This window comes from Pyxidicoccus sp. M15 (assembly GCF_056858435.1).
This window is the reverse complement of sequence record NZ_CM166495.1, coordinates 5,592,796-5,617,247: the sequence shown is the minus strand read 5'-3', so window position 1 is coordinate 5,617,247 and position 24,452 is coordinate 5,592,796. Positions and strand designations below refer to the sequence as shown.

The following is a 24,452-nucleotide window of genomic DNA, read 5'->3' as shown; positions in this document are numbered from 1 at the left end:
GGTTCGTCCACCAGCAGGAGCCCCAGAGCGCCGCCTACAACGTGCCCGTGGGCCTGCGCCTGGAAGGCGCGCTGGACGCGAAGGCCCTGGAGGGCGCGCTGGCGGAAGTGGTGCGCCGTCACGAGTCGCTGCGCACCACCTTCGCCGTGCGCGAAGGCCAGCCCGTGCAGTGCATCCACCCCGGCGCCGACTTCGCCCTGGCCCGGGTGGAGCTGACGGGAGTGCCTGCCGCTCAGCGCGAGGAAGAGGCCCGCCGGCTGGCACAGCAAGAAGCCCTGCGCCCCTTCAACCTCGCCACCGGCCCGCTGCTGCGCGGCTCGCTGCTGCGGCTGGGTGAAGACACGCACGTGCTGCTGCTGACGATGCACCACATCGTCTCGGACGGCTGGTCCATGGGCGTGCTGGTGCGCGAGGTGATTGCCCTCTACACCGCCTTCGCCAGGGGCCTGCCCTCGCCCCTGCCCGAGCTGCCGGTGCAGTACGCCGACCATGCCGCCTGGCAGCGCTCGTGGCTGCAGGGCGAGGTGCTGGAAGGCCAGCTGAGCTGGTGGCGGGAGCACCTCTCCGGCGCGCCCCAGGTGCTGGAGCTGCCCACCGACAGGCCCCGCCCCGCCGTCCAGTCCCACCGCGGCGCGTACCTGCCCGTGCGCCTGCCCCAGGCGCTCTCCGAGTCCCTCAAGCGCCTCTCCTCGCGGCAGGGCGTGACCCCGTTCATGACGGTGCTGGCGGGCTACCAGGTCCTGCTGCACCGCTATTCCGGAGCAGCGGACCTCGTCGTCGGCGCGCCCATCGCCGGCCGTACCCATGGCCAGACCGAAGGCCTCATCGGCGTCTTCATCAACAACCTAGCCCTGCGGACGCGGATCGACCCGCGCGCCTCGTTCCTCACGCTGCTGAGCCAGGTGCGCACCAGCACCCTGGGAGCCTACGAGCACCAGGACATTCCCTTCGACAAGCTCGTCGAGGAGCTGCGGCCCCAGCGCAGCCTGGGCCACGCGCCCCTCTTCCAGGTCAGCTTCACCCTCCAGAACACCCCCATCGGTCCGCTGCAGGTGCCAGGGCTGCGCCTGGAGCCGCTCGCCCTCGCCTCCATGCCGACGAAGTTCGACCTGAGTCTCGTGCTGGAGGAGACCCCGGACGGCATCAAGGGCCACTTCCTGTACGCAGCGGACCTGTTCGACGCATCCACCGTGGCGCGGATGGCCAGCCACCTGCAGACGGTGCTGGAGGCCAGCGCCGCCCACCCGGAGCGCCCCGTCTCCGCGCTGCCGCTCATGGACTCCGCCGAGCGCCAGCGCCTGCTGGTGGAGTGGAACGCCACCGCCCACGACTTCCCTCACGACACCTGCGCCCACCTCCTCTTCGAGGCCCAGGCTCAGCGCACGCCGGACGCCGTCGCCCTTCGCTTCGGCGACGACTCACTCACCTATGCGCAGCTGGACGCGCGCGCCAATCAGCTGGCGCACCACCTGCGCTCACTGGGCGTCGGCCCCGAGACTCCCGTCGCTCTCCTGCTGGAGCGCTCCGTCGAGCTGCTCGTCGCCGTGCTGGGCGTGCTCAAGGCCGGTGGCGCCTTCCTGCCTCTGGACCCGGCCTACCCCGCCGAGCGCCTGGGCTTCATGCGGGCCGACTCCGCTGCTTCCGTCGTCCTCACCGTGCAGCCCCTGGCCGGCAAGCTGCCCTCTCGCGGCGAGCACCGCGTCCTGCTCGACACGGACGCGCCGCTGCTCGCACGCCAGCCCCAGTCGCCTCCTGAATCCAGGGTGACGGCCGAGAGCCTCGCCTACGTCCTCTACACCTCCGGCAGCACCGGCCACCCCAAGGGCGTCATGGTGCCGCACCACGGCCTCGTCCACTACCTGCACTGGGCCCTGCACGAGTACCGCCTGGCTCCCGGGCACTCGGCCCCGGTGCATACCTCCGTCGCGTTCGACGCCACCCTCACCAGCCTCCTCACGCCGTTGCTGGTCGGCGGCTGCGTGCACCTGCTTCCCTCCGGCAATGAGCTGGAGGCCCTCGCACAGTCCCTCCGCGTTCACCGCCACGGCCTCGTCAAACTCACCCCGGCTCACCTCCAGGCCCTGCTGGACCTGATGACGGCGCCGGAGCTGGCGCTCCAGGAAGGCACCTTTGTCGTCGGTGGCGAAGCCCTGCCCGCCGCCACCGTGGAGCGCTGGCGCCAGCTGGCCCCGCGCGTGCGCCTCATCAACGAGTACGGCCCCACCGAGACGGTCGTCGGCTGCTCCATCTATGACTTGCAGGCGGGTGGCCTCGTCCAGGGCGCTGTGCCCATCGGCCGGCCCATCGCCAACACGGCGCTCTACATCCTCGACGCTCAGCTGCAGCCGGTGCCGGTGGGTGTCACCGGTGAGCTGTACATCGGCGGCGCGGGCGTAACGCGTGGCTACCTGGGCCGCCCGGAGCTCACCGCCGAGCGCTTCATCCCCGATGCCTTCAGCACTGTGCCCGGCGCGCGCATGTACCGCACGGGCGACCTGGCGCGCTTCCTGCCCGACGGCAATATCGACTTCCTGGGCCGCCGGGACGGACAGGTGAAGCTGCGCGGCTTCCGCATCGAGCTGGGCGAAGTCGAGGCCGCCCTGCGCTCCCTCCCAGGCGTGTCCGACGCCGTGGCCGCCGTGCGCACGGATGGGCCTACTGGCCCGCGGCTCGTCGCCTACGTCGTGCCCGCGGCAGGTGCCGCGCCCGAGTCCCTGGACGCCCGGGCCCTGCGCGATGCACTCGCCCAGCAGCTGCCCGAGTACATGGTGCCTTCCATCATCGTGCACCTGGACGCCCTGCCGCTGACGCCCAACGGAAAGGTGGACAGGAAGGCCCTGCCCTCACCGGATGCAACCCATGTGGCGGCCTCCGAGTACGTCGCACCGCGCACCGCCACCGAGACCCTTCTGGCCGACCTCTGGGCCCAGGTGCTGGGCCTGGAGCGCGTGGGCCTCCACGGCCACTTCTTCGAGCTGGGCGGCCACTCGCTGCTGGCCATCCAGCTCATCTTCCGCACTCGCACCCTCTTCGAGGTCGAGCTGTCCCTCGAGGAGCTGTTCTCGGCCCCCACGCTCGCGGAGTTCGCCCAGCAGGTGGAGAAGAGCCGCAGGGAGGCCCGGGGCCTCACCCTGCCTCCCCTCGTCCCGGTACCGCGTACGGACGCGCTGCCACTGTCCTTCGCCCAGCAGCGGCTGTGGTTCATCGACCAGCTGGAGCCCGACAGCGCCACCTACAACATCCCCGTCGCCTTGCGCCTGGAGGGCGCGCTGGACGCAAAGGCCCTGGAGGGCGCGCTGGCCGAAGTGGTGCGCCGTCACGAGGCCCTGCGCACCACCTTCGTCTCGCGCGAGGGGCAGCCCGTGCAGTGCATCCACCCCGGCACGGACTTCTCCCTGGCCCGGGTGAAGCTGACGGAGCTGCCTGCCGAGCAGCGCGAGCAGGAGGCCCGCAGGCTGGCGCGGGAAGAGGCGCTGCGCCCCTTCAACCTCGCCACCGGTCCGCTGCTGCGCGGCTCGCTGCTGCGGCTGGACGATGAAGTCCACGTGCTGCTGCTGACGATGCACCACATCGTCTCGGACGGCTGGTCCATGGGTGTGCTGGTGCGCGAGGCGGTGGCTCTCTATGCCGCCTTCGCGAAGGGGCAGCCCTCTCCGCTGCCGCGGTTGCCGGTGCAGTACGTCGACTTCTCGGCCTGGCAGCGGGGTTGGTTGCAGGGCGAGGCCCTCCAGAAGCAGCTGTCCTGGTGGCGCGACCAGCTCGCTGACGCGCCCCATGTCCTGGAGTTGCCTGGCGACAGGCCGCGCCCCGCCGTGCAGTCCCACCGTGGCGCGAACCTGCCCGTGCGCCTGCCGCGCGACCTCTCCGAGTCCCTCAAGCGCCTCTCCACCCGCCAGGGTGTGACGCCCTTCATGACGCTGCTGACCGGCTTCCAGGTCCTGCTGCACCGCTACTCCGGCGTGGAGGACATCGTCGTCGGCTCGCCCATCGCCGGCCGCACCCACACCCAGACCGAGAACCTCATCGGCTTCTTCCTCAACAGCCTCGTGCTGAGGACGCGGATTGACGCGCGGGCTTCGTTCCTGTCGCTGCTGGGCCAGGTGCGCACCACCACCCTGGCCGCCTACGAGCACCAGGATTTTCCCTTCGACAAGCTCGTCGAGGAGCTGCGTCCCCAGCGCAGCCTGGGCCACTCGCCCCTCTTCCAGGTCGACTTCACCTTCCAGAACGCCCCCATGGGCCCGCTGCAGGTGCCAGGGCTGCGCCTGCACCCGCTCCCTCCCGAATCGCTGCGGGCCAAGTTCGACCTTGGCCTCGTCCTGGAGGAGACGCCTGACGGCTTCCGCGGCGGCCTCGTGTACGCCGAGGACCTGTTCGATGCCTCGACCGTGCAGCGCATGGCCGGACATCTGCTCACGCTGCTGGAGGGCATCGTCGCCGACCCGGAGCGTTCCATCTCCGCACTGCCGCTCATGGACTCCGCCGAGCGCCAGCGCCTCCTGGTGGAGTGGAACGCCACCTCACGCGACTTCCCCCGCCACAGCTGCGTCCACCTGCTCTTCGAGGCCCAGGCCCGAAGCACTCCGGACGCGGTGGCTCTTCGCTTCGGTGAGGACTCGCTCACCTATGCCCAGCTGGATGCCCGCGCCAACCAGCTGGCTCACCACCTGCGCGCGCTGGGTATCGGCCCGGACACCCTCGTCGCCCTCCTGCTGGAGCGGTCCATCGAGCTGGTGGTGGCCGTCTTCGGCGTGCTCAAGGCGGGCGGCGCCTTCGTCCCGCTGGACCCGGCCTACCCCGCGGAGCGCCTGGGCTTCATGCTGGCCGACTCCGCGGCCCCGGTCGTCATCACCGTGGAGCGCCTGGCGGATGAGCTTCCCTCGCGCGGTGAGCAGCACGTGCTGCTCGATGCCGATGAGCGGCTGCTCTCGCGCTACCCCACCTCGCCTCTCGAGGCCTCGGCCACGGCCGAAGGCCTTGCCTACGTCCTCTACACCTCTGGCAGCACCGGCCGCCCCAAGGGCGTCATGGTCACCCAGCGTGGCCTCGTCCACTACCTCCACTGGGCTCAGCAGGAGTACCGCCTGACGCCGGGGCTCTCAGCCCCCGTGCACACGTCCGTCGCTTTCGACGCCACCCTCACCAGCCTGCTGACGCCGCTGCTGGCTGGCGGCACCCTCCACCTGCTTCCCTCTGGCAATGAGCTGGAGGCGCTTGCCCAGACCCTGCGCGTTCACCGCCACGGCCTGGTCAAGCTGACTCCCGCTCACGTGCAGGCCCTGCTGGACCTGATGACGGCGCCGGAGCTGGCCCTCCAGGAGGGCGCCTTCGTCGTCGGCGGCGAAGCCCTGCCCGCCGCCACCGTGGAGCGCTGGCGTCAGCTGGCTCCCCGCGCGCGCCTCATCAACGAATACGGCCCGACAGAGACAGTCGTCGGCTGCTCCATCTACGACGTCAGCCGCGACGGCGTGGTGCGAGGCCTGGTGCCCATCGGCCGGCCCATCGCCAATACGGCGCTCTACATCCTCGACGCGCAGTTGCAGCCGGTGCCGGTGGGCGTCACCGGCGAGCTGTACATCGGCGGCGCGGGCGTGGCGCGCGGCTACCTGCGCCGCCCGGAGCTCACTGCTGAGCGCTTCGTACCGGACGCCTTCAGCACCGAGCCCGGCGCGCGCATGTACCGCACCGGAGACCAGGCGCGCTTCCTGCCCGACGGCAATATCGACTTCCTGGGCCGCCGGGATGGGCAGGTGAAGCTGCGCGGCTTCCGCATCGAGCTGGGCGAAGTCGAAGCCGCCCTGCGCTCCCTGCCGGGCGTCTCCGACGCCGTGGCCACCGTGCGCACGGACGGGCCCACCGGCCCGCGGCTCGTCGCGTACGTCGTGCCCGCGGCAGGTGCCGCCGAGGCTCTGGAGACTCAGGCCCTGCGCGAGGCCCTCGCCCGGCAGTTGCCCGAGTACATGGTGCCTTCCGTCCTCGTGCACCTGGACGCCCTACCGCTGACGCCCAACGGCAAGGTGGACAGGAAGGCGCTGCCCACCCCGGACGCAATCCATGCGGTGGCCTCCGAGCCTGTCGCCCCGCGCACCTCCACCGAAGCCATGTTGGCCGACCTCTGGTGCCAGTTGCTGGGTGTTGCCCGGGTCGGCATCCACGACGACTTCTTCGAGCTGGGCGGCCACTCGCTGCTGGCGACCCAACTCCTCTCCCGCGTCCGCGCCCTCTTCGGCGTGGAGCTGTCCCTGCGCGAGCTGTTCTCCGCCCCGACGGTGGTCGAGCTGGCGCAGCAGGTGGAGAAGAGCCGCAGGGAGGCCCAGGGCCTCACCCTGCCTGCACTCACCCCGGCGCCTCGCACGGGCGAGCTGCCGCTGTCCTTCGCCCAGCAGCGGCTGTGGTTCGTCGATCAGCTGGACCCCGATAGCGCCAGCTACAACATCCCCGTGGCACTCCGCTTGACGGGCGCGTTGGACGCAGACGCACTGGAGCACACCCTGGCCGAGGTGGTGCGCCGCCACGAAACGCTGCGCACCACCTTCAGCTCGCGTGAAGGCCAGCCGGTGCAGCGCATCCACCCCACCGGTGACTTCACCCTGGCCCGGGTGGAGCTGACGCACCTGCCCACGGCCCAGCGCGAGGAAGAGGCCCGCCGGCTGGCGCGCGCGGAAGCCCTGCGTCCCTTCAACCTCGCCACCGGCCCGCTGCTGCGTGTCTCACTGCTCCGGCTGGGCGAAGACACGCACGTGCTGCTGCTGACGATGCACCACATCGTCTCGGACGGCTGGTCCATGGGCGTGCTGGTGCGCGAGGTGGCGGCCCTCTACGCCGCCTTCACACAGGGCCAGCCTTCGTCCCTGCCGCGGCTGCCGGTGCAGTACGCCGACTACGCCGCCTGGCAGCGCTCCTGGCTCCAGGGTGAAGCCCTCGAAGCACAGCTGTCCTGGTGGCGCGAGCACCTCGCGGGCGCTCCCCACCTGCTGGAGCTGCCCACCGACAGGCCCCGCCCGGCCGTCCAGGGCTTCCTCGGCGCGCATCACACGCACGTGCTGCCGAGCGCACTGGTCGACTCGCTCCAGGCCCTCGGCCGCCGGGAGGGTGCGACCCTCTTCATGGTGCTGCTCGCCGGCTTCGAGGTGGTCCTCTCCCGGTACTCGGGGCAGGAGGACTTCGTCATCGGCACGGACATCGCCAACCGCAACCGCGCGGAGACCGAAGGCCTCATCGGCTTCTTCATCAACCAGCTGGCACTGCGCGCCCAGGTGGGCGGAGACCCGAGCTTCCGCGAGCTGCTCGGCCGCGTGCGAGCCACCGCCCTGGACGCGTATGCCCACCAGGACCTGCCCTTCGAGGAGCTGGTCAAGGTCATCAACCCCGAGCGAAGCCTCGGCCACGCGCCCCTCTTCCAGGTGAAGCTGGTGCTCCAGAACCAGCCCACCACCGAGCTGAAGGTGCCCGGCCTCACCCTCGCGCCCGAGCGCACCACCGAGGCCGCCTCGCGCCTGGACCTCACCCTCTTCATCTTCCCGACGGCGCAGGGCCTGACCTGCACGTGCGAGTACCGCACCGACCTCTTCGAGCCCGCCACCATCGACAGGCTGGTACGGCACCTGGGCACGGTGCTGGAGGCGGCCGCGGCAAGGCCCGAGACGCCGGTGTCCTGGCTGCCGCTGCTGTCCGAGGAGGAGCAGCGTCAGGTGCTGGTGGAGTGGAACGCCACCGCCCGCGACTTCCCCCGCGACAGCTGCGTCCACCGGCTCTTCGAAGCCCAGGCCCAGCGCACTCCCGACGCCATCGCCCTTCGCTTCGGCGACGACTCGCTCACCTATGCCCAGCTGGACGCCCGCGCCAACCAGCTGGCTCACCACCTGCGCTCCCTGGGCATCGGCCCGGACACCCTCGTCGCACTGTTCCTGGAGCGCTCCCTGGAGCTGGTGACGGCCATGCTCGGCGTCCTCAAGGCGGGAGGCGCCTTCGTTCCGCTGGACCCGACCTACCCCGCCGAGCGCCTGGGCTTCATGCTGGCCGACTCCGCCGCCCCGGTCGTCATCACCGTGGAGCACCTCGCGGACGAGCTGCCCTCGCGAGGTGAGCTGTACGTGCTGCTCGACGTGGATGCGCCGCTGCTCGCGCGCCAGCCGCAATCGCCTCCTGAATCCGGGGTGACGGCCGAAAGCCTCGCCTACGTCCTCTATACCTCCGGCAGCACCGGCCGCCCCAAGGGCGTCATGGTCACCCAGCGGGGCGTCGCCCATTACCTCGCGTGGGCACGCCAGGAGTACCGCGTGTCCTCCGGGCAGAGCGCCCCGGTGCATACCTCCGTCGCCTTCGACGCCACCCTCACCAGCCTCCTCACTCCCCTGCTGGTCGGCGGCTGCGTGCACCTGCTTCCCTCCGGCAATGAGCTGGAGGCGCTTGCCCAGTCCCTGCGCGTTCACCGCCACGGCCTCGTCAAGCTGACTCCCGCCCACCTTCAGGCCCTGCTGGACCTGATGACGGCGCCGGAGCTGGCGCTCCAGGAAGGCACCTTCGTCGTCGGTGGCGAAGCCCTGCCCGCTGCCACCGTGGAGCGCTGGCGCCAGCTGGCCCCGCGCGTGCGCCTCATCAACGAGTACGGCCCCACCGAGACCGTCGTCGGCTGCTCCATCCATGACGTGAACGAGAGCGGTCTAATCCATGGGGCCGTCCCCATCGGCCGGCCCATCGCCAATACGGCGCTCTACATCCTCGATGCGAGGCTGCAGCCGGTGCCCGTGGGTGTCACCGGTGAGCTGTTCATCGGCGGAGCGGGCGTGGCGCGCGGCTACCTGCGCCGCCCGGAGCTCACAGCCGAGCGCTTCATCCCCGATGCCTTCAGCACCGAGCCCGGCGCGCGCATGTACCGCACCGGAGACCTGGCGCGCTTCCTCCCGGACGGCACCATCGACTTCCTGGGCCGCCGGGACGGCCAGGTGAAGCTGCGCGGCTTCCGCATCGAGCTGGGCGAAGTCGAAGCCGCTCTGCGCTCCTACCCGGGCGTCTCCGACGCCGTGGCCGCCGTGCGCACGGACGGGCCTTCCGGCCCGCGGCTCGTCGCGTACGTCGTGCCCGCGGCAGGTGTCGCTCCCGAGTCCCTGGACTCCCGGGCCCTGCGCGATTCCCTCGCCCGGCAGCTGCCCGAGTACATGGTGCCTGCCATCATCGTGCACCTGGACGCCCTGCCGCTGACGCCCAACGGCAAGGTGGACCGCAAGGCCCTGCCCACCCCGGAGGCCGCGGCCCCCAGCGTCGACGAGGTCGCACCGCGCACTCCCACCGAAGAGCTGCTGGCCGACCTCTGGTCCCAGCTGCTGGGCGTCCCTCGCGTCGGCCTCCACGATGACTTCTTCGAGCTGGGCGGACACTCCCTGCTGGCCACCCAGCTCATCTCCCGCCTGCGCTCCCTCTTCGGCGTCGAGCTGTCCCTGCGCGAGCTGTTCTCCGCCCCCACCCTCTCGCAGCTCGCCGGGCAGGTGGAGGTGAGCCGTCGACAGGCCCGCGGGCTCACCCTGCCTGCGCTCGTCCCGGTGCCTCGCACGGGCGAGCTGCCACTCTCGTTTTCCCAGCAGCGGCTGTGGCTCATCGACCAGCTGGAGCCTGACAGCGCCACCTACAACCTGCCCGAGGCCTTGCGCCTGGAGGGTGCGTTGGACGCCAGGGCACTGGAGCGCGCGCTGGCCGAGGTGGTGCGCCGTCACGAGGTCCTGCGCACCACCTTCGCCTCCCGTGAAGACCAGCCGGTGCAGTGCATCCATCCCGACAGTGACTTCTCCCTGGCGCGGGTGGACCTGACGGGGCTGCCCGCTGCCCAGCGCGAAGCAGAGGCCCGCGGGCTGGCACGAGAAGAGGCGCTGCGCCCCTTCAACCTCGCCACCGGCCCGCTGCTGCGCGGCTCGCTGCTGCGTCTGGACGACGAAGTGCACGTGCTGCTCTTCACCATGCACCACATCGTCTCCGACGGCTGGTCCATGGGCGTGCTGGTGCGCGAGGTGGCGGCCCTCTATGCCGCCTTCGCGAAGGGGCAGCCCTCTCCGCTGCCGCAGTTGCCGGTGCAGTACGCCGACTACTCCGCATGGCAGCGCGGCTGGCTCCAGGGCGACGCGCTGGAGAAGCAGCTGGGCTGGTGGCGCGAGCACCTGGCGGGCGTCCCCCACGTGCTGGAGTTGCCTGGCGACAGGCCGCGCCCCGCCGTGCAGTCCCACCGTGGCGCGCAGCTGCCGGTGCGCCTGCCGCGCGGACTCTCCGAGTCCCTCAAGCGCCTCTCCACGCGCCAGGGCGTGACGCCCTTCATGACGCTGCTGGCGGGCTTCCAGGTCCTGCTCCACCGCTACTCCGGCGCGGCGGACATCGTCGTTGGCGCGCCCATCGCCGGTCGCACCCATGGACAGACGGAGGGGCTCATCGGCTTCTTCGTCAACACCCTCGTCCTGCGCACGCAGCTGAAGCCCGAAGACTCCTTCCTCTCACTGCTGGCCCAGGTGCGCACCAGCACGCTGGCCGCCTACGAGCACCAGGACCTTCCCTTCGACAAGCTCGTCGACGAGCTCCAGCCCCAGCGCAGCCTGGGCCACTCGCCCCTCTTCCAGGTCAGCTTCGCCCTCCAGAACACCCCCATGGGTCCGCTGGAGCTGCCGGGGCTGCGCCTGCAGCCGCAGGCTCCGGAAGCCTTCCTGGCCAGGTTCGACCTGAGCCTCGCCCTGGAGGAGACACCCGACGGCTTCCGGGGCGAGCTCGTGTACGCCACGGACCTGTTCGACGCGTCGACCGTGGCGCGCATGGCCGGCCACCTGCTCACGCTGCTGGAGGGCATTGTCGCCCGCCCGGACGAGCCTCTCTTCGCGCTGCCATTGATGGACGCGGCCGAGCGGCACCGCCTGCTGGTGGAGTGGATGGGGCAGCCCATGCCCTTCCCGCAGGACGCCTGCATCCACCACCTCTTCGAGGCCCAGGCCCGCCGCACTCCGGACGCCGTCGCCCTTCGCTTCGGCGACGACGCCCTCACGTATGCCCAGCTGGATGCCCGTGCCAACCAGCTGGCGCACCAGCTGCGCACGCTGGGCGCCGGCCCCGAGGTGCTGGTGGGCGTGTGCCTGGAGCGCTCGCTGGAGCTGGTGGTGGCGCTGTTGGGCGTGCTCAAGGCGGGCGCCGCCTACGTGCCGCTGGACCCGGCCTACCCGCGCGAGCGGCTGGCGTGGATGCTCGAGGACGCGGCCGCCCCGGTGCTGCTGACCCAGCGGCACCTGCTCGGGGTGCTGCCGCCCCACTCCGCCCGCGTGTTGTGCCTGGACAGTGACTGGGACGTGGTGGCCCGCCAGCCCGCGTCGTGCCCCGTCTCCCTGGCCGGGCCGGAGTCTCTGGCGTACGTCATCTTCACCTCCGGCAGCACCGGCCGTCCCAAGGGGGCGATGAATGCCCACTCCGGCGTCGTCAACCGGCTGCTGTGGATGCAGCAGGAGTACGGGCTGACGTCCGCGGACACGGTGCTGCAGAAGACGCCCTTCAGCTTCGACGTGTCGGTCTGGGAGTTCTTCTGGCCGCTGCTGGTGGGTGCGCGGCTGGTGGTGGCCCGTCCGGGAGGCCACCAGGAGCCGGCGTACCTCGTGCGGCTGATGGCCGAGGAGCGGGTGACGACGGTGCACTTCGTGCCGTCGATGCTGGGCGCCTTCGTGGAGGAGCCCGGGCTGGAGCAGCTGACGCAGCTGAAGCGGGTGGTCTGCAGCGGCGAGGCGCTGCCAGCGGACCTGGTGAGGAGGGCGCAGGAGAAGCTGCCGGTGGCCGAGGTGCACAACCTCTACGGCCCGACGGAAGCGGCGGTGGACGTGACGTACTGGGCCTGCCCGCGAGGGGACGCGCGGCGCAGCGTGCCCATTGGCAGGCCGGTGGCCAACACGCGCATCCACATCCTGGACGCGCACGGGCAGCCGGTGCCGGTGGGCGTGGCCGGAGAGCTGTACATCGGCGGGGTGCAGGTGGGGCGGGGCTACTGGAGGCGGCCGCAGCTGACGGCGGAGCGCTTCGTGCCGGACGCCTTCAGCACCGAGCCCGGCGCGCGCATGTACCGCACCGGGGACCTGGCGAGGTGGAGCGAGGACGGGACGGTGGAGTACCTGGGCCGGGCCGACTTCCAGGTGAAGCTGCGCGGCTTCCGCATCGAGCTGGGCGAAGTCGAGTCCGCCCTGCGCTCGCACCCTGACGTCTCCGACGCGGTGGCCCTGGTGCGCACGGATGGGCCCACCGGCCCGAGGCTCGTCGCCTACGTCGTGCCCGCCCCTGGAGAGGCCCGGAGCCCCGACACAAAGGCCCTGCGCACCTTCCTGGCCGAGCGGCTGCCCGAGTTCATGGTGCCCTCGGCCTTCGTGGTGCTGGAGGCCCTGCCGCTGACGCCCACGGGCAAGGTGGACAGGAAGGCCCTGCCCGCTCCGGAGGCGCGGCCGCGCGACGACGGGGACTTCACCGGGCCTCGCACGCCCGAGGAAGCCGCCCTGGCCACGGTCTGGGCGGAGCTGTTGGGCGTGCCCCGCGTCGGGCCGCACGACAACTTCTTCGAGCTGGGCGGTGACTCCATCCTCGCCATCCAGCTCGTCTCTCGCGCCCGCCGCGCGGGCCTGCACCTGGCCGCCAACCTCGTCTTCCAGCACCAGACGCTGGAGGCCCTGGCGCGCGTGGTGAAGCGTGAAGGCCAGGTCCAGGCCGAGCAGGGCGTGGTGCGAGGCCCGGTGCCGCTGACGCCCATCCAGCTCGCCTTCTTCGAGCAGCCGCCGGTCCACCTCCACCACTACAACCAGGCCGTCGTCCTGGCCGCTCGCGGGGCGGTGGACGTGCCTGTCCTGGAGAAAGCCCTCCAGTCCCTGGTGGCGCACCACGACTCGCTGCGCCTGCGCTTCACGCACGGGGCGGACGGCACCGCGCACCAGCACCTCGCCGGAGTGGAGGCGCTCGTGCGCGTGGAGGTGGTGGACGTGTCCTCCCTGCCCGAGGCCGAACAGGCCCAGGCGCTGGAGGCCGAGGCCACCCGCATCCAGGCCAGCCTCCGGCTGGACGAGGGACTGCTGCTGCGCGCCGCCCTCTTCCACTTCGGCCCGGCCCGTGCGCCCCGGCTGCTGCTGGCCATCCACCACCTCGCCGTGGACGGCGTCTCCTGGCGCATCCTGCTGGAGGACCTGGCCACCGCCTATTCACAGCTGCTGCGCGGCGAGGCGGTGGTCCTGCCTCCGAAGTCCACCTCCTTCAAGGCCTGGGCGGAGAAGCTGCGGGCCTTCGCCCGCTCCGAGGCGCTGACGCACGAGTGGCCCTACTGGCAGGAAGCCGCTCACGCGCACGTGCCCGCCCTGCCGGTGGACCTGCCGGGCGGCGGCAACACGCAGGCCTCCGCCCGCGGGGTGAGCGTGTCGCTGGACGCGGAGGAGACGCGCCAGCTGCTCCAGGAGACTCCCGCCGCCTGGCGCGCCCATATCGATGACGTGCTGCTGGCCGCGGTGGTGGAAGGCGTGACGCACTGGACGGGCCAGCCCCGGCTGCGCGTGGACCTGGAGGGCCACGGCCGCGAGGACCTCTTCGAGGACGTGGACCTGTCACGCACCGTGGGCTGGTTCACCTCGCTGTATCCCGTCGTGTTCGACGTCTCCGGCGCCGCCACCCCGGGCGACCGGCTGCGCGCCGTGCGCGACGCGCGGCGCCGCCTGCCCCGGCGTGGCATGGGCTACGGGCTGCTGCGCTACCTGTCCGGCGACGAAGGGGCCCGCGTCCTGCGCGACGCTCCCCAGGCGCAGGTGATCTTCAACTACCTGGGCCAGTTCGACCAGCTCGGCGGCTCGCAGGCGCCGGGCGCCACGCCGCCGCCCTTCACGCCCACGGGAGGGCCATCGGGCGCGCTGAGGAGCCCGGAGGGCAAGCGCACCCACGCGCTGGAAGTCACCGGCTACGTCTTCGAAGGCCGGCTGACGCTGGGCTGGACGTACAGCACGGCGCTGCACCGGGAGCAGACCGTCCAGGCGCTGGCCACGCACTGCCTCGCGGCGCTGCGGCAGCTCATCGCCACCCGCGCTTCCGAGGACGCGCGCCGCTACACGCCGGCCGACTTCCCGCTCGCGAAGCTGGAGCAGGCCACGCTCGACCGGCTGCTGCCAGCGGGCCTGGCCGTGGAGGACCTCTACCCGCTGTCGCCGCTCCAGCAGGGCCTGCTCTTCCACACGCTGGCGGAGCCCGGCTCGGGCGTCTACGTCTCGCAGCTCGCGTGGACCTTCGGTGGCACCGTGGACCTGGCCGCCTTCCGGCGCGCGTGCGACGCCGTGGTGGAGCGCCACCCGCTGCTGCGCACCTCCTTCGTCTGGGAAGGCCTGGAGGAGCCGCTGCAGCACGTCCACCCGGGCGTCCCCCTGCCCTGGGAGGAGCATGACTGGAGCAACGTGCCCGAGGCCGCACAGCGGGCACGCCTCGACGCCCTGATGCGCGAGGACCGGGTGCGCGGGTTCGACCTGCGCCGGCCTCCGCTGATGCGCATGACGGTGGTGCGCCTGGGCGAGAACACCTGGCGCGTCCTCTGGAGCCACCACCACCTGCTGCTGGACGGCTGGAGCCTGGGGCTGCTCTTCCAGGAGCTCTTCACCGCCTACGGCGAGCTCCGCGCGGGCCGCACGCCGCCCCGGAGCCCGTCGCGCGCCTTCCGCGACTACATCGCCTGGCTGCGGCAGCAGCCCGAAGAACGCGCCGAGGCGTACTGGCGGGAGGCGCTGCGCGGCTTCACCGCCCCCACGCCCCTGCCAGGCCTGCGCGCCGCGACCTCCGGTGCGGCGCCCTCCCGCGAGGCGCGCCACACGCGGCTCTCCGCCGAGGCCACCTCCGCGCTCCAGGCCTTCGCCCGCCAGCACCAGTTCACCCCCAACGACGTGGTGCAGGCCGCCTGGGCCCTGGCGCTGTCGCGACACACGGGCGAGGACGACATCGTCTTCGGAGTGACCAGCTCCGGCCGCTCCGCGTCGGTGCCCGGCATCGCGCAGGCCGTGGGCCTGTTCATCAACACGCTGCCCGTGCGCGTGCGCGTGGACGAGGACCAGAGAGTCCTCGCGTGGCTCAAGGGACTGCACACGCGGCAGGCGGAGCAGCGCCAGCACGAGCACTCCGCGCTGGTGCGCATCCAGGGTTGGAGCGACGTGCCTCGCGGCACTCCGCTGTTCCAGTCCCTCTTCGTCTTCGAGAACTACCCCGTCGACGCCGCGGTGAACTCGGCCGGTGCCGAGCTGGGCATCCAGGACGTCCATGCGCGTGAGCAACCGGACCTGCCGCTGGTGGCCGTGGCCGTGCCCGGCCCGCGGCTGGGGCTGAGCCTGACGTGTCCGGCGGGACGCTTCGAAGCACCACGCCTGGAAGGACTGCTGGAGCACTGGGCGCTGGCGCTGGAGGCGCTGGTGTCGCATTCCAGCAGCCGGCTGCGCGACGTCTCCCTCCTGTCGGAGGCCGAGCGCCAGCGCGTGCTGGTGGAGTGGAATGGCCAGCCCGCGCCCTTCCCGCGGGGCGCATGCCTGCACGAGGCCTTCGCGGCCCAGGCTCGAAGCACTCCGGATGCGGAGGCCCTGCGCTTCGGCGACGACTCCCTCACGTTTGGCCAACTGGACGCACGCGCCAACCAACTGGCGCACCACCTGCGCTCGCTGGGCGTCGGCCCGGACACCCTCGTCCCGTTCCTGCTGGAGCGCTCCGTCGAGCAGGTCGTCGCGCTCTTCGGCATCCTCAAGGCCGGCGGCGCCTTCGTCCCCCTGGACCCGGCCTCCCCCGCCGAGCGCCTGGGCTTCATGCTGGATGACACGGCCGCGCCGGTCGTCATCACCCTGCAGTCCCTGGCGAACAGGCTGCCCTCACGCGGCGAGCGCCTCGTGCTGCTCGATGCCGACGCAGCCCTGCTCGCGCGCCAGCCCCAGTCACCTCCTGACTCCGGAGTGACAGCCCAAAGCCTCGCCTACGTCATCTACACCTCCGGCAGCACCGGCCGACCCAAGGGCGTCATGATCGAGCACCGCTCGGTGCTCAACCTCCACCGGGCCTTGCGCCAGACGGTCTACGCTGGCCTGCCGCCGGGCTCGCGCGTCACCCTCAATGCGCCGCTGGCGTTCGACGCCTCCATCAAGCAGCTCATCCAGCTGCTCGACGGCCACAGCCTGCACATCGTCCCCGAGGATTTGCGCAGGGACGCGCACGCCCTGGTGGACTGGCTGGCCCGGCGCCGCATCGACGCACTCGACTGCACCCCCTCGTTGCTGCGGCTCATGCTGCAGGAGGGCCTGCTGGAAGCGGCCCACGTGCCCGGACTGCTGGTGCCCGGGGGCGAGGCCATCGACGAAGCCACCTGGGCGCAGCTCGCCGCTTCCGAGCGCACCCAGACCTTCAACGTCTACGGCCCCACCGAGACCACCGTCGACGCCACCACCTTCCACGTGCGGCCCGGCACCCTGCCCACCATTGGCCGGCCGCTCGCCAACGTCCGCGTCTACGTGCTGGATGCGTACCTGCGTCCGGTGCCTCCGGGCGTGCCCGGAGAGCTCTTCATCGGCGGAGCCGGCGTGGCGCGCGGCTACCTGCGCCGCCCGGAGCTCTCCGCCGAGCGCTTCGTGCCGGACGCCTTCAGCACCGAGCCCGACGCGCGCATGTACCGCACCGGCGACAGGGTGCGCTGGCTGGCCGACGGCACGCTCGACTACCTGGGCCGCGCCGACTTCCAGGTGAAGCTGCGCGGCTTCCGCATCGAGCTGGGCGAAATCGAAGCCGCCCTGCGCTCGCACCCGTACATCTCCGACGCCCTGGCCCTGGTGCGCGCGGACGGGCCCACCGGCCCGCGGCTCGTCGCCTATCTCGTCCCCTCCTCCGAGGAGGCCAGTGCCTCCGGGCTGGAGCCCCAGGCCCTGCGCACCTGGCTGGCCCAGCAGCTCCCGGAGTACATGCTGCCCTCGGCCTTCGTGGTGCTGGAAGCCCTGCCGCTGACGCCCAACGGCAAGGTGGACAGGAAGGCCCTGCCCGCACCGGAGGCGCTTTGGAACGAAGCTTCCTTCCACCCGCCCGCCACACCCGCGGAGGAGCAGCTGGCCACCCTCTGGCGCACGCTGCTGCGCGTGGAGCGCGTGGGCCGGGATGACAGCTTCTTCGCCCTGGGCGGCCACTCCCTGCTGGCCACCCAGCTCGTCACCCGCATCCGCACTGCCTTCGGAGTCGAGGTGCCCCTGCGCACCCTCTTCGAGGCCCCCACCCTCTCGGGGCTGGCCGGGCACATCGACGCCCTCCGGGGTGCGCAGGCGCCCGTGGCTCCGCCCCTGGTGCGCGTGCACCGCACGGGCGGGCTGCCGCTGTCCTTCGCCCAGCAGCGGCTGTGGTTCATCGACCAGCTGGAGCCCGACAGCGCCACCTACAACATGCCCGTGGCCCTGCGCCTGGAGGGTGCGCTGGACGTGGCGGCCCTGGAGCACGCCTTCCGCGCGCTCTTCGAGCGCCACGAGGTGCTGCGCACCACCTTCGCGGTCGAGGACGGCGAGCCGGTGCAGCACGTCCACCCGAGCCCCGGCTTCTCGCTGCCCGTGGTGGACCTGAGCGCCCTGTCCACCGAGGCCCGCGAGGCCGAGGTCCGCCGCCTGGGCACGGCGGAGGCGCTGCGGCCCTTCGACCTCACCACCGGCCCGCTGCTCCGGGCCTCGCTGCTGCGTCTGGCGCCGGAGGAGCACGTGCTGCGGGTGACGATGCACCACATCGTCTCCGACGGCTGGTCCCTGGGCGTGCTCGTGCGCGAGCTGGCCGCGCTGTACCAGGCCCGGACCACGGGCAGGGAGGCACGACTGCCGCCGCTGCAAGTGCAGTACGCCGACTACGCCGTCTGGCAGCGCCACTGGCTGCAGGGGGCGGTGCTCGACGAGCAACTCGGGTATTGGAAGCAGCAGCTCTCGGGCCTCACGACCCTGGAGCTCCCCGCGGACAAGCCCCGCCCGCCCCTGCAGACCTTCCATGGCTCGCACGTGCCCGTGGCCCTGTCCCGGTCCGCGTCCGAGCAGCTCAAGGCACTCTGCCAGCAGGAGGGCGCCACGCCCTTCATGGCCCTGCTCGCGGCGTTCCAGGTGCTGCTGTCCCGCTATTCGGGCCAGGAGGACATCGCCGTCGGCTCGCCCATCGCGGGCCGCCAGCGCGGAGATCTGGAAGGCCTCATCGGCTTCTTCGTCAACACGCTGGTGCTGCGCGCGCGCGTGGCGCACGGCACGTCCTTCCGCCACCTGCTGCGCCAGGTGAAGGAGACGGCGCTGGGCGCCTTTTCCCACCAGGACGTGCCCTTCGAGCGGCTGGTGGAAGAGCACCAGTCCACCCGGGACCTGAGCCGCAGTCCGCTCTTCCAGGTGCTCTTCGCGCTGCAGAACGCGCCGGCGTCCCCGGCCCGGGGCACGGGACTGGCGCTGCGTCCGTTGGACGTGGAGAACCCCACCATCAAGTTCGAGCTGGAGCTCATCCTCACGGACTCACCGGAAGGCTTCCGGGGCAGCCTGCGCTACAACACCGGGCTCTTCACGTCCGCCATGGCCGGGCGCATGGCGGAGCACTTCCGCGTGCTGCTGCAAGGCCTGCTGGACCGGCCCGAGCAGCCCCTGGAGACCGTCTCCCTGCTCACGGCCGCGGAGCGCCACCAGTTGCTGGAGGAGCTCAACGACACGCGCACCGTCCTCCAGCGCACCCTCATTCCCCACCTCGTCTCGGCGCAGGTGGCCCGCACGCCGGAGGCCACGGCGCTGGTCGTGGGCACGGAGCGCTTCACCTACGCGCAGCTCGAGGCGCGCGCCAACCGCCTCGCGCACCATCTCCAGTCGTTGGGCGTCGGCCCCGAGGTGCGCGTCGCCATCTGCATGGAGCGCACCGCGGACCTCGTCGTCGCCATGCTTGCCGTCCTCAAGGCCGGCGGCACCTACGTCCCCCTGGACCCGGCCTACCCGCGCGGGCGTCTCGACTACACGCTCACCGACTCCGGCGCGCAGTTCCTGCTGTCGCACCAGTCGCTGCTTGCCTCACTCCAGCTCGACACCCAGGGCCTGCGCACCGTCTGCCTCGACGCGCTGCCCGAGTCCTTCGACGCGCTGCCCACGTCCGCCCCGGTCTGCCACGCCGTGCCGGACAACCTCTCGCACATCATCTACACGTCCGGCTCGACGGGCCGGCCCAAGGGCGTGGCCATCTCCCACGGCAGCTCCACCGCCTTCCTCGACTGGTCGCTGCGCACCTTCACGCGCGAGCAGTTCGCCGGCACCCTGGCCGCGACGTCGATCTGCTTCGACATCTCGGTCTTCGAGATCTTCGCGCCGCTGTCGTGCGGCGGCACGGTGCTGCTGGCCGACAACGCGCTGGCACTGGCCTCGCTGCCCGCCGCTGCCGAGGTGACGCTCGTCAACACGGTGCCCTCCGCCGCCGCGGAATTGCTGCGCCTGGGCGCCATTCCGCCCACCGCCGCCACCGTCAACCTCGCGGGTGAAGCCCTGCCCGGCACGCTGGTGCGCGCCATCTACGCCACCGGCACCGTCCAGCACGTCTACAACTTCTACGGCCCCACGGAGGACACCACCTACTCCACGTACGCGCGCGTCCCCGACGGCCCCGGCGAGCCCACCATCGGCGTGCCGCTGCCGCAGACCTCCGGCTACATCCTCACGCCTGGCATGCAGCTCCAACCCGTTGGCGTGCCGGGCGAGCTGTACCTCGCGGGCGCGGGCCTCGCGCGCGGCTACCTCGGCCGGCCGGACCTCACCGCCGAGCGCTTCGTGCCGGACCCGTTCAGCCCCACGCCCGGCGCGCGCATGTACCGCGTGGGTGACCTGGTGCGCTGGAGGGCCGACGGCGAGCTCGACTTCCTGGGCCGCATCGACTTCCAGGTGAAGATTCGCGGCTTCCGCATCGAGCTGGGCGAAATCGAATCCGTCCTGCGCGGCCACCCCACCGTCAAGGGCGCGGTGGTGATGGCGCGCCAGGATGAGCCCGGCGGTGACAAGCGCCTCATCGCGTACGTCACCCCCGCCGAAGGCCAGACGATTGAAGTGGACGCGCTGCGCCGCCACGTGCGCCAGCACGTGCCCGACTTCATGGTGCCCGCGGCCTTCGTGCCGCTGGACGCCTTCCCGCTCAATCCCAACGGCAAGGTCGACCGCAAGCTCCTCCCCGTGCCGGAGGCCGTGCGGTCCGGCTCGCAGGCGGGCTACGTCGCCCCGCGCACCCCCACCGAGGAGCTGCTGGCCGGCCTCTTCGCGCGGGTGCTGCGCGTGGAGCGGGTGGGCATCACGGACCACTTCTTCGAGCTGGGGGGACACTCCCTGCTGGCGACCCAGCTCGTCTCCCGCGTGCGGTCCACCCTGGGCGTGGAGCTGCCCCTGCGCGCCCTCTTCGAGGCGCCCACCGTCGAGTCGCTCGCCGAGCGCCTCAGGGCCCAGGGAGCCTCGGGCCAGGAGTCAGCGCCGGCGCTCCTCCCGGCGCCGCGGACGGGGCCGCTGCCCCTGTCGTTCGCCCAGCAGCGCCTCTGGTTCATCGACCAGCTCGAGCCCGGCAGTGCCGCGTACAACCTTCCCACCGCGCTGCGGATGCACGGGCCGGTGGACGTGGGCGCGCTGGAGAAGGCCTTCGCCTCGCTCATCGAGCGACACGAGTCGCTTCGCACCACCTTCGCCGTCCACGACGGCGAGCCCGTCCAGCGCATCCACGCGCCCTCGGACCGCCGCCTGCCCGTGGTGGACCTGGAGGCGCTGCCTGCCGCCGAGCGCGAGGACGAGGCCCGGCGGCTGGCGCACGAAGAGGCGCTGCGCCCCTTCGACCTGGCCACCGGTCCCCTCTTCCGCGTCACGCTGCTCCGGCTCGGGGAGCAGGAACACGTGCTGCTGGCGACGATGCACCACATCGTCTCCGACGGCTGGTCCATGGGCGTGCTCGTCCGCGAGGTGGCCGCGCTGTACCAGGCCCGGGCCACCGGCCGGGAGGCGGAGCTGCCGCCGCTGCCGGTGCAGTACGCCGACTTCGCCCAGTGGCAGCGCGGCTGGCTGCGGGGCGCGGTGCTCCAGCGCCAGCTCGGCTTCTGGAAGCAGCAGCTCTCCGGAGCGGCCCCCGTGCTGGAGCTGCCCACGGACAAGCCCCGTCCCGCCGTCCTGTCCTTCAGTGGGGCCCACCTCCCGGTGCACCTGCCCCGGGCGCTGAAGGACGCATTGCTGGCGCTCTGCCAGCGAGAAGGCGTCACCCCCTTCATGGCGCTGCTGGCGGCGTGGCAGGTGCTGCTGGCGCGCTACTCGGGGCAGGAGGACGTCAGCGTCGGCTCGCCCATCGCCGGCCGTACCCGCGCGGAGACGGAGGGCCTCATCGGCTTCTTCGTCAACACCCTGGTGCTGCGCTCGCACGTGAAGCCCGAAGCCACCTTCCGCGAGCTGCTGGCCCAGGTGCGAGCCACCACCCTGGGCGCCTACGAGCACCAGGACGTGCCCTTCGAGAAGCTGGTGGAGGAGCTGCAGCCCCGGCGCAGTCTCAGCCACTCGCCCCTCTTCCAGGTCATGCTCGTGCTGCAGAACACGCCCGTGCAGGCGCTGGAGCTGGGTGGAGGCGAAGCGGGGCTTGCGCCGCTGCGCCTGGCGCCCGTCGAGTCCGGGCTGGACACGGTGAAGTTCGACCTCACCCTCGCCCTCACCGAGACGCCCGAGGGCTTCTCCGGCACCCTCGCCTACCGCACGGACTTGTTCGAGCAGCCCACCGTGGCCCGCATGGCCGAGCACCTGCACACCCTGCTCCAGGCCGCGGTCTCCGCTCCGGAGACCCGCCTGGACGCCCTGCCGCTGATGGGGGGCGACGAGCTGAAGCGCATCCTGGTGGACTGGAACGACACGCGCCGCGAGGTGCCCTGGGTGGGCACCCTCCACGAGCGCATCGAGGCCCAGGCCGCACAGACGCCTGACGCCCTGGCCGTCCTCGACGACGCCACCCAGCTGTCCTTCGCCGAGTTCAACCGCCGCGCCAACCGGCTCGCCCGACTCCTGCGCCAGCGCGGCGCCGGACCCGAGGTGCGCATCGGCCTGTGCCTGGAGCGAAGCGTGGACGCGGTGGTCGCCGTGCTGGGCATCCTCAAGGCCGGCGCCGCCTACGTCCCCATGGACCCGGCCTACCCGCGCGAGCGCCTGGCCTTCATGCTCCAGGACTGCGGCGCCCCCCTCGTCCTCACCCAGCAGCACCTGGCCGGCCTGCTGGAGGGCTCCGGAGTGGAGCCCCTCGTCCTCGACAGCCCCCACACGCGTGAAGCGCTCGCCCGCGAGTCCGACGCCAACCCGTCCCACGTGAGCGCCCCGCAGCACCTGGCGTACGTCATCTACACGTCGGGCTCCACCGGCCGGCCCAAGGGCGTCATGGTGCAGCACGCCTCCATCATGAACATGCGTGCCGCCATCGACTTCATCGTGCACGCCCGCGCCGAGGGCCCGCTGCGCGCCACGCTGAATGCGCCCCTGGCCTTCGACTCCTCCGTCCAGCAATTGGTGCAGCTGGCGGACGGCTACGCGCTGTGCGTGGTGCCGCAGGCGGCGCGCGAGGACCTGGGGCTGATGAAGACCTGGCTGGAGAAGCACCAGGTGGACCTGCTGGACTGCTCGCCCTCGCACCTGCGCCTGCTGCTGGACGAGGGCCTGGGCGACTCGCGGCCCATTCGCGTGCTGCCCGGTGGCGAGGCGATAGACGAGGCGCTCTGGACGCGGCTGGCCACGCACCCCAACCTCATCCCCTTCAACGTCTACGGCCCCACCGAGTACACCTGCAATGCCGTTGCACGGCCGATTACGTCCGACACGCGCCGGCCGACATTGGGACGCCCGCTGGCGAACATGCAGGCGTACGTGCTGGACGAGCGACTGCGGCCGGTGCCCGTGGGCGTGCCCGGCGAGCTGTGCATGGGCGGCGCGGGCCTGGCGCGCGGCTACCTGGGCCGCCCGGAGCTGACCGCGGAGAAGTTCGTCCCCAATCCCTTCTCCCTGGAGCCGGGAGCGCGCCTGTACCGCACCGGCGACAAGGTGCGCTGGCTGGCCAACGGGGAGCTGGAGTTCCTGGGCCGCATCGACTTCCAGGTGAAGCTGCGCGGCCTGCGCATCGAGCTGGGGGAAATCGAGGCCGCGCTGGAAGAGGTGCCGGAGGTCCGCCGCGTCGTGGTGCTGGCGCGCGAGGACGTGCCCGGAAACAAGCGGCTGGTGGCCTACGTCGTCACGGACGAGGCGAGGCCCGTGGAGCCGGCCTCGCTGCGCGCCACGCTCCTGCGGAAGCTGCCCGAGTACATGGTGCCGTCCGCCTTCGTCACCCTGGAGGCCCTGCCCCTCAACATCCACGGCAAGGTGGACCGCAAGGCCCTGCCCGCACCGGACCTGGCCTCCGCGAGCCAGTACGTCGCCCCCCGCACGCCCATGGAGGAAAGGCTCGCCGCGCTGTGGGCGGAGGTGCTGGGCCTGCCGCTCGTGGGCGCCGAGGACGACTTCTTCGAGCTGGGGGGCCACTCCCTCCTGGCCGCGCGACTGGTCTCCCGGCTCCAGCGAGAGCTGCAGCGGCGCGTGCCGCTGGCCACCCTCTTCGCGCACCCCACCCTCGCGGCCCTGGCCCGTGCCTTGGACGACGCCCGGCCGGAGCCCACCGCGTCAGCCTCCAACCTGGTGCCCCTCAAGGCGGGACAGGAGCATGGCCGCCCGCTGTTCCTCATCCATGGCGGTGGCGGCGGCGTGGATGCCTACGCCAGCCTGGCGCGCCTGCTCCCCGCGGACCGGGCCGTCTACGCCCTCCGGGCGCCCGGACTGGACGGTGGCGCGCCGCCGCCCGCGTCCGTCGAGGCGCTGGCCGAGCACTACCTCCCCCAGCTGCGCGCGGTGCAGCCCCAGGGCCCGTACCTGCTGGGAGGCTGGTCCTTCGGCGGGCTCGTGGCCTACGAGCTGGCCCGCCGGTTCCAGGCGGAGGGCGACACGGTGGAGCTGCTGGTGATGCTCGACACCCACGCTCCCGGGCCGCACATCGCGCCGGAGCCCGGAGCCCTCAAGGAGCTGGCCACCTTCGGCCGGCTCCTCGACCTGCCCTGGCAGTCCCTGAAGTTGGACACGGCAAGGCTGGAGCAGCTCGAGGGCCGGGAGCGGCTGGCCTGGCTGCTGGAGCAGCTCGGGCGCCTGCCCGAGGCCGCGCCCGAGCTGGACCTGGATGAGACCGAGCGCCTCTTCCGCGTCTTCCAGCGACTCAGCGAGGCCCAGCGGACCTACGTCCCGGCCTCCTATGCCGGCCGCGCCGTGCTCCTCAAGGCGGCCGCCAGTGCGGGGGACCTCGGCTGGAGCACCTGGCTGTCCACGGAGCCACGGGTGCTCGAGGTGCCCGGAGACCACTTCACGATGCTCGAGGCGCCGAACCTTGCGTCCGTGGCCGAGCAGCTCGCGGCGCTCCTCCGGGAGTAG

The 24,452-nt window shown here is 72.1% G+C and carries 1 protein-coding gene (running past one end of the window); it reads left to right on the top strand.

Going from position 1 to position 24,452, the window contains the following annotated elements; all coding sequences use genetic code 11:
* Positions 1-24,452 carry the 3' portion of a non-ribosomal peptide synthetase gene (locus ACX9TP_RS21225; protein WP_482981544.1) on the top strand. The gene continues 3,271 nt to the left of window position 1, outside the view, so the window shows 24,452 of its 27,723 coding nt (coding positions 3,272-27,723); its start codon lies off the left edge, out of view; it ends in the stop codon at positions 24,450-24,452.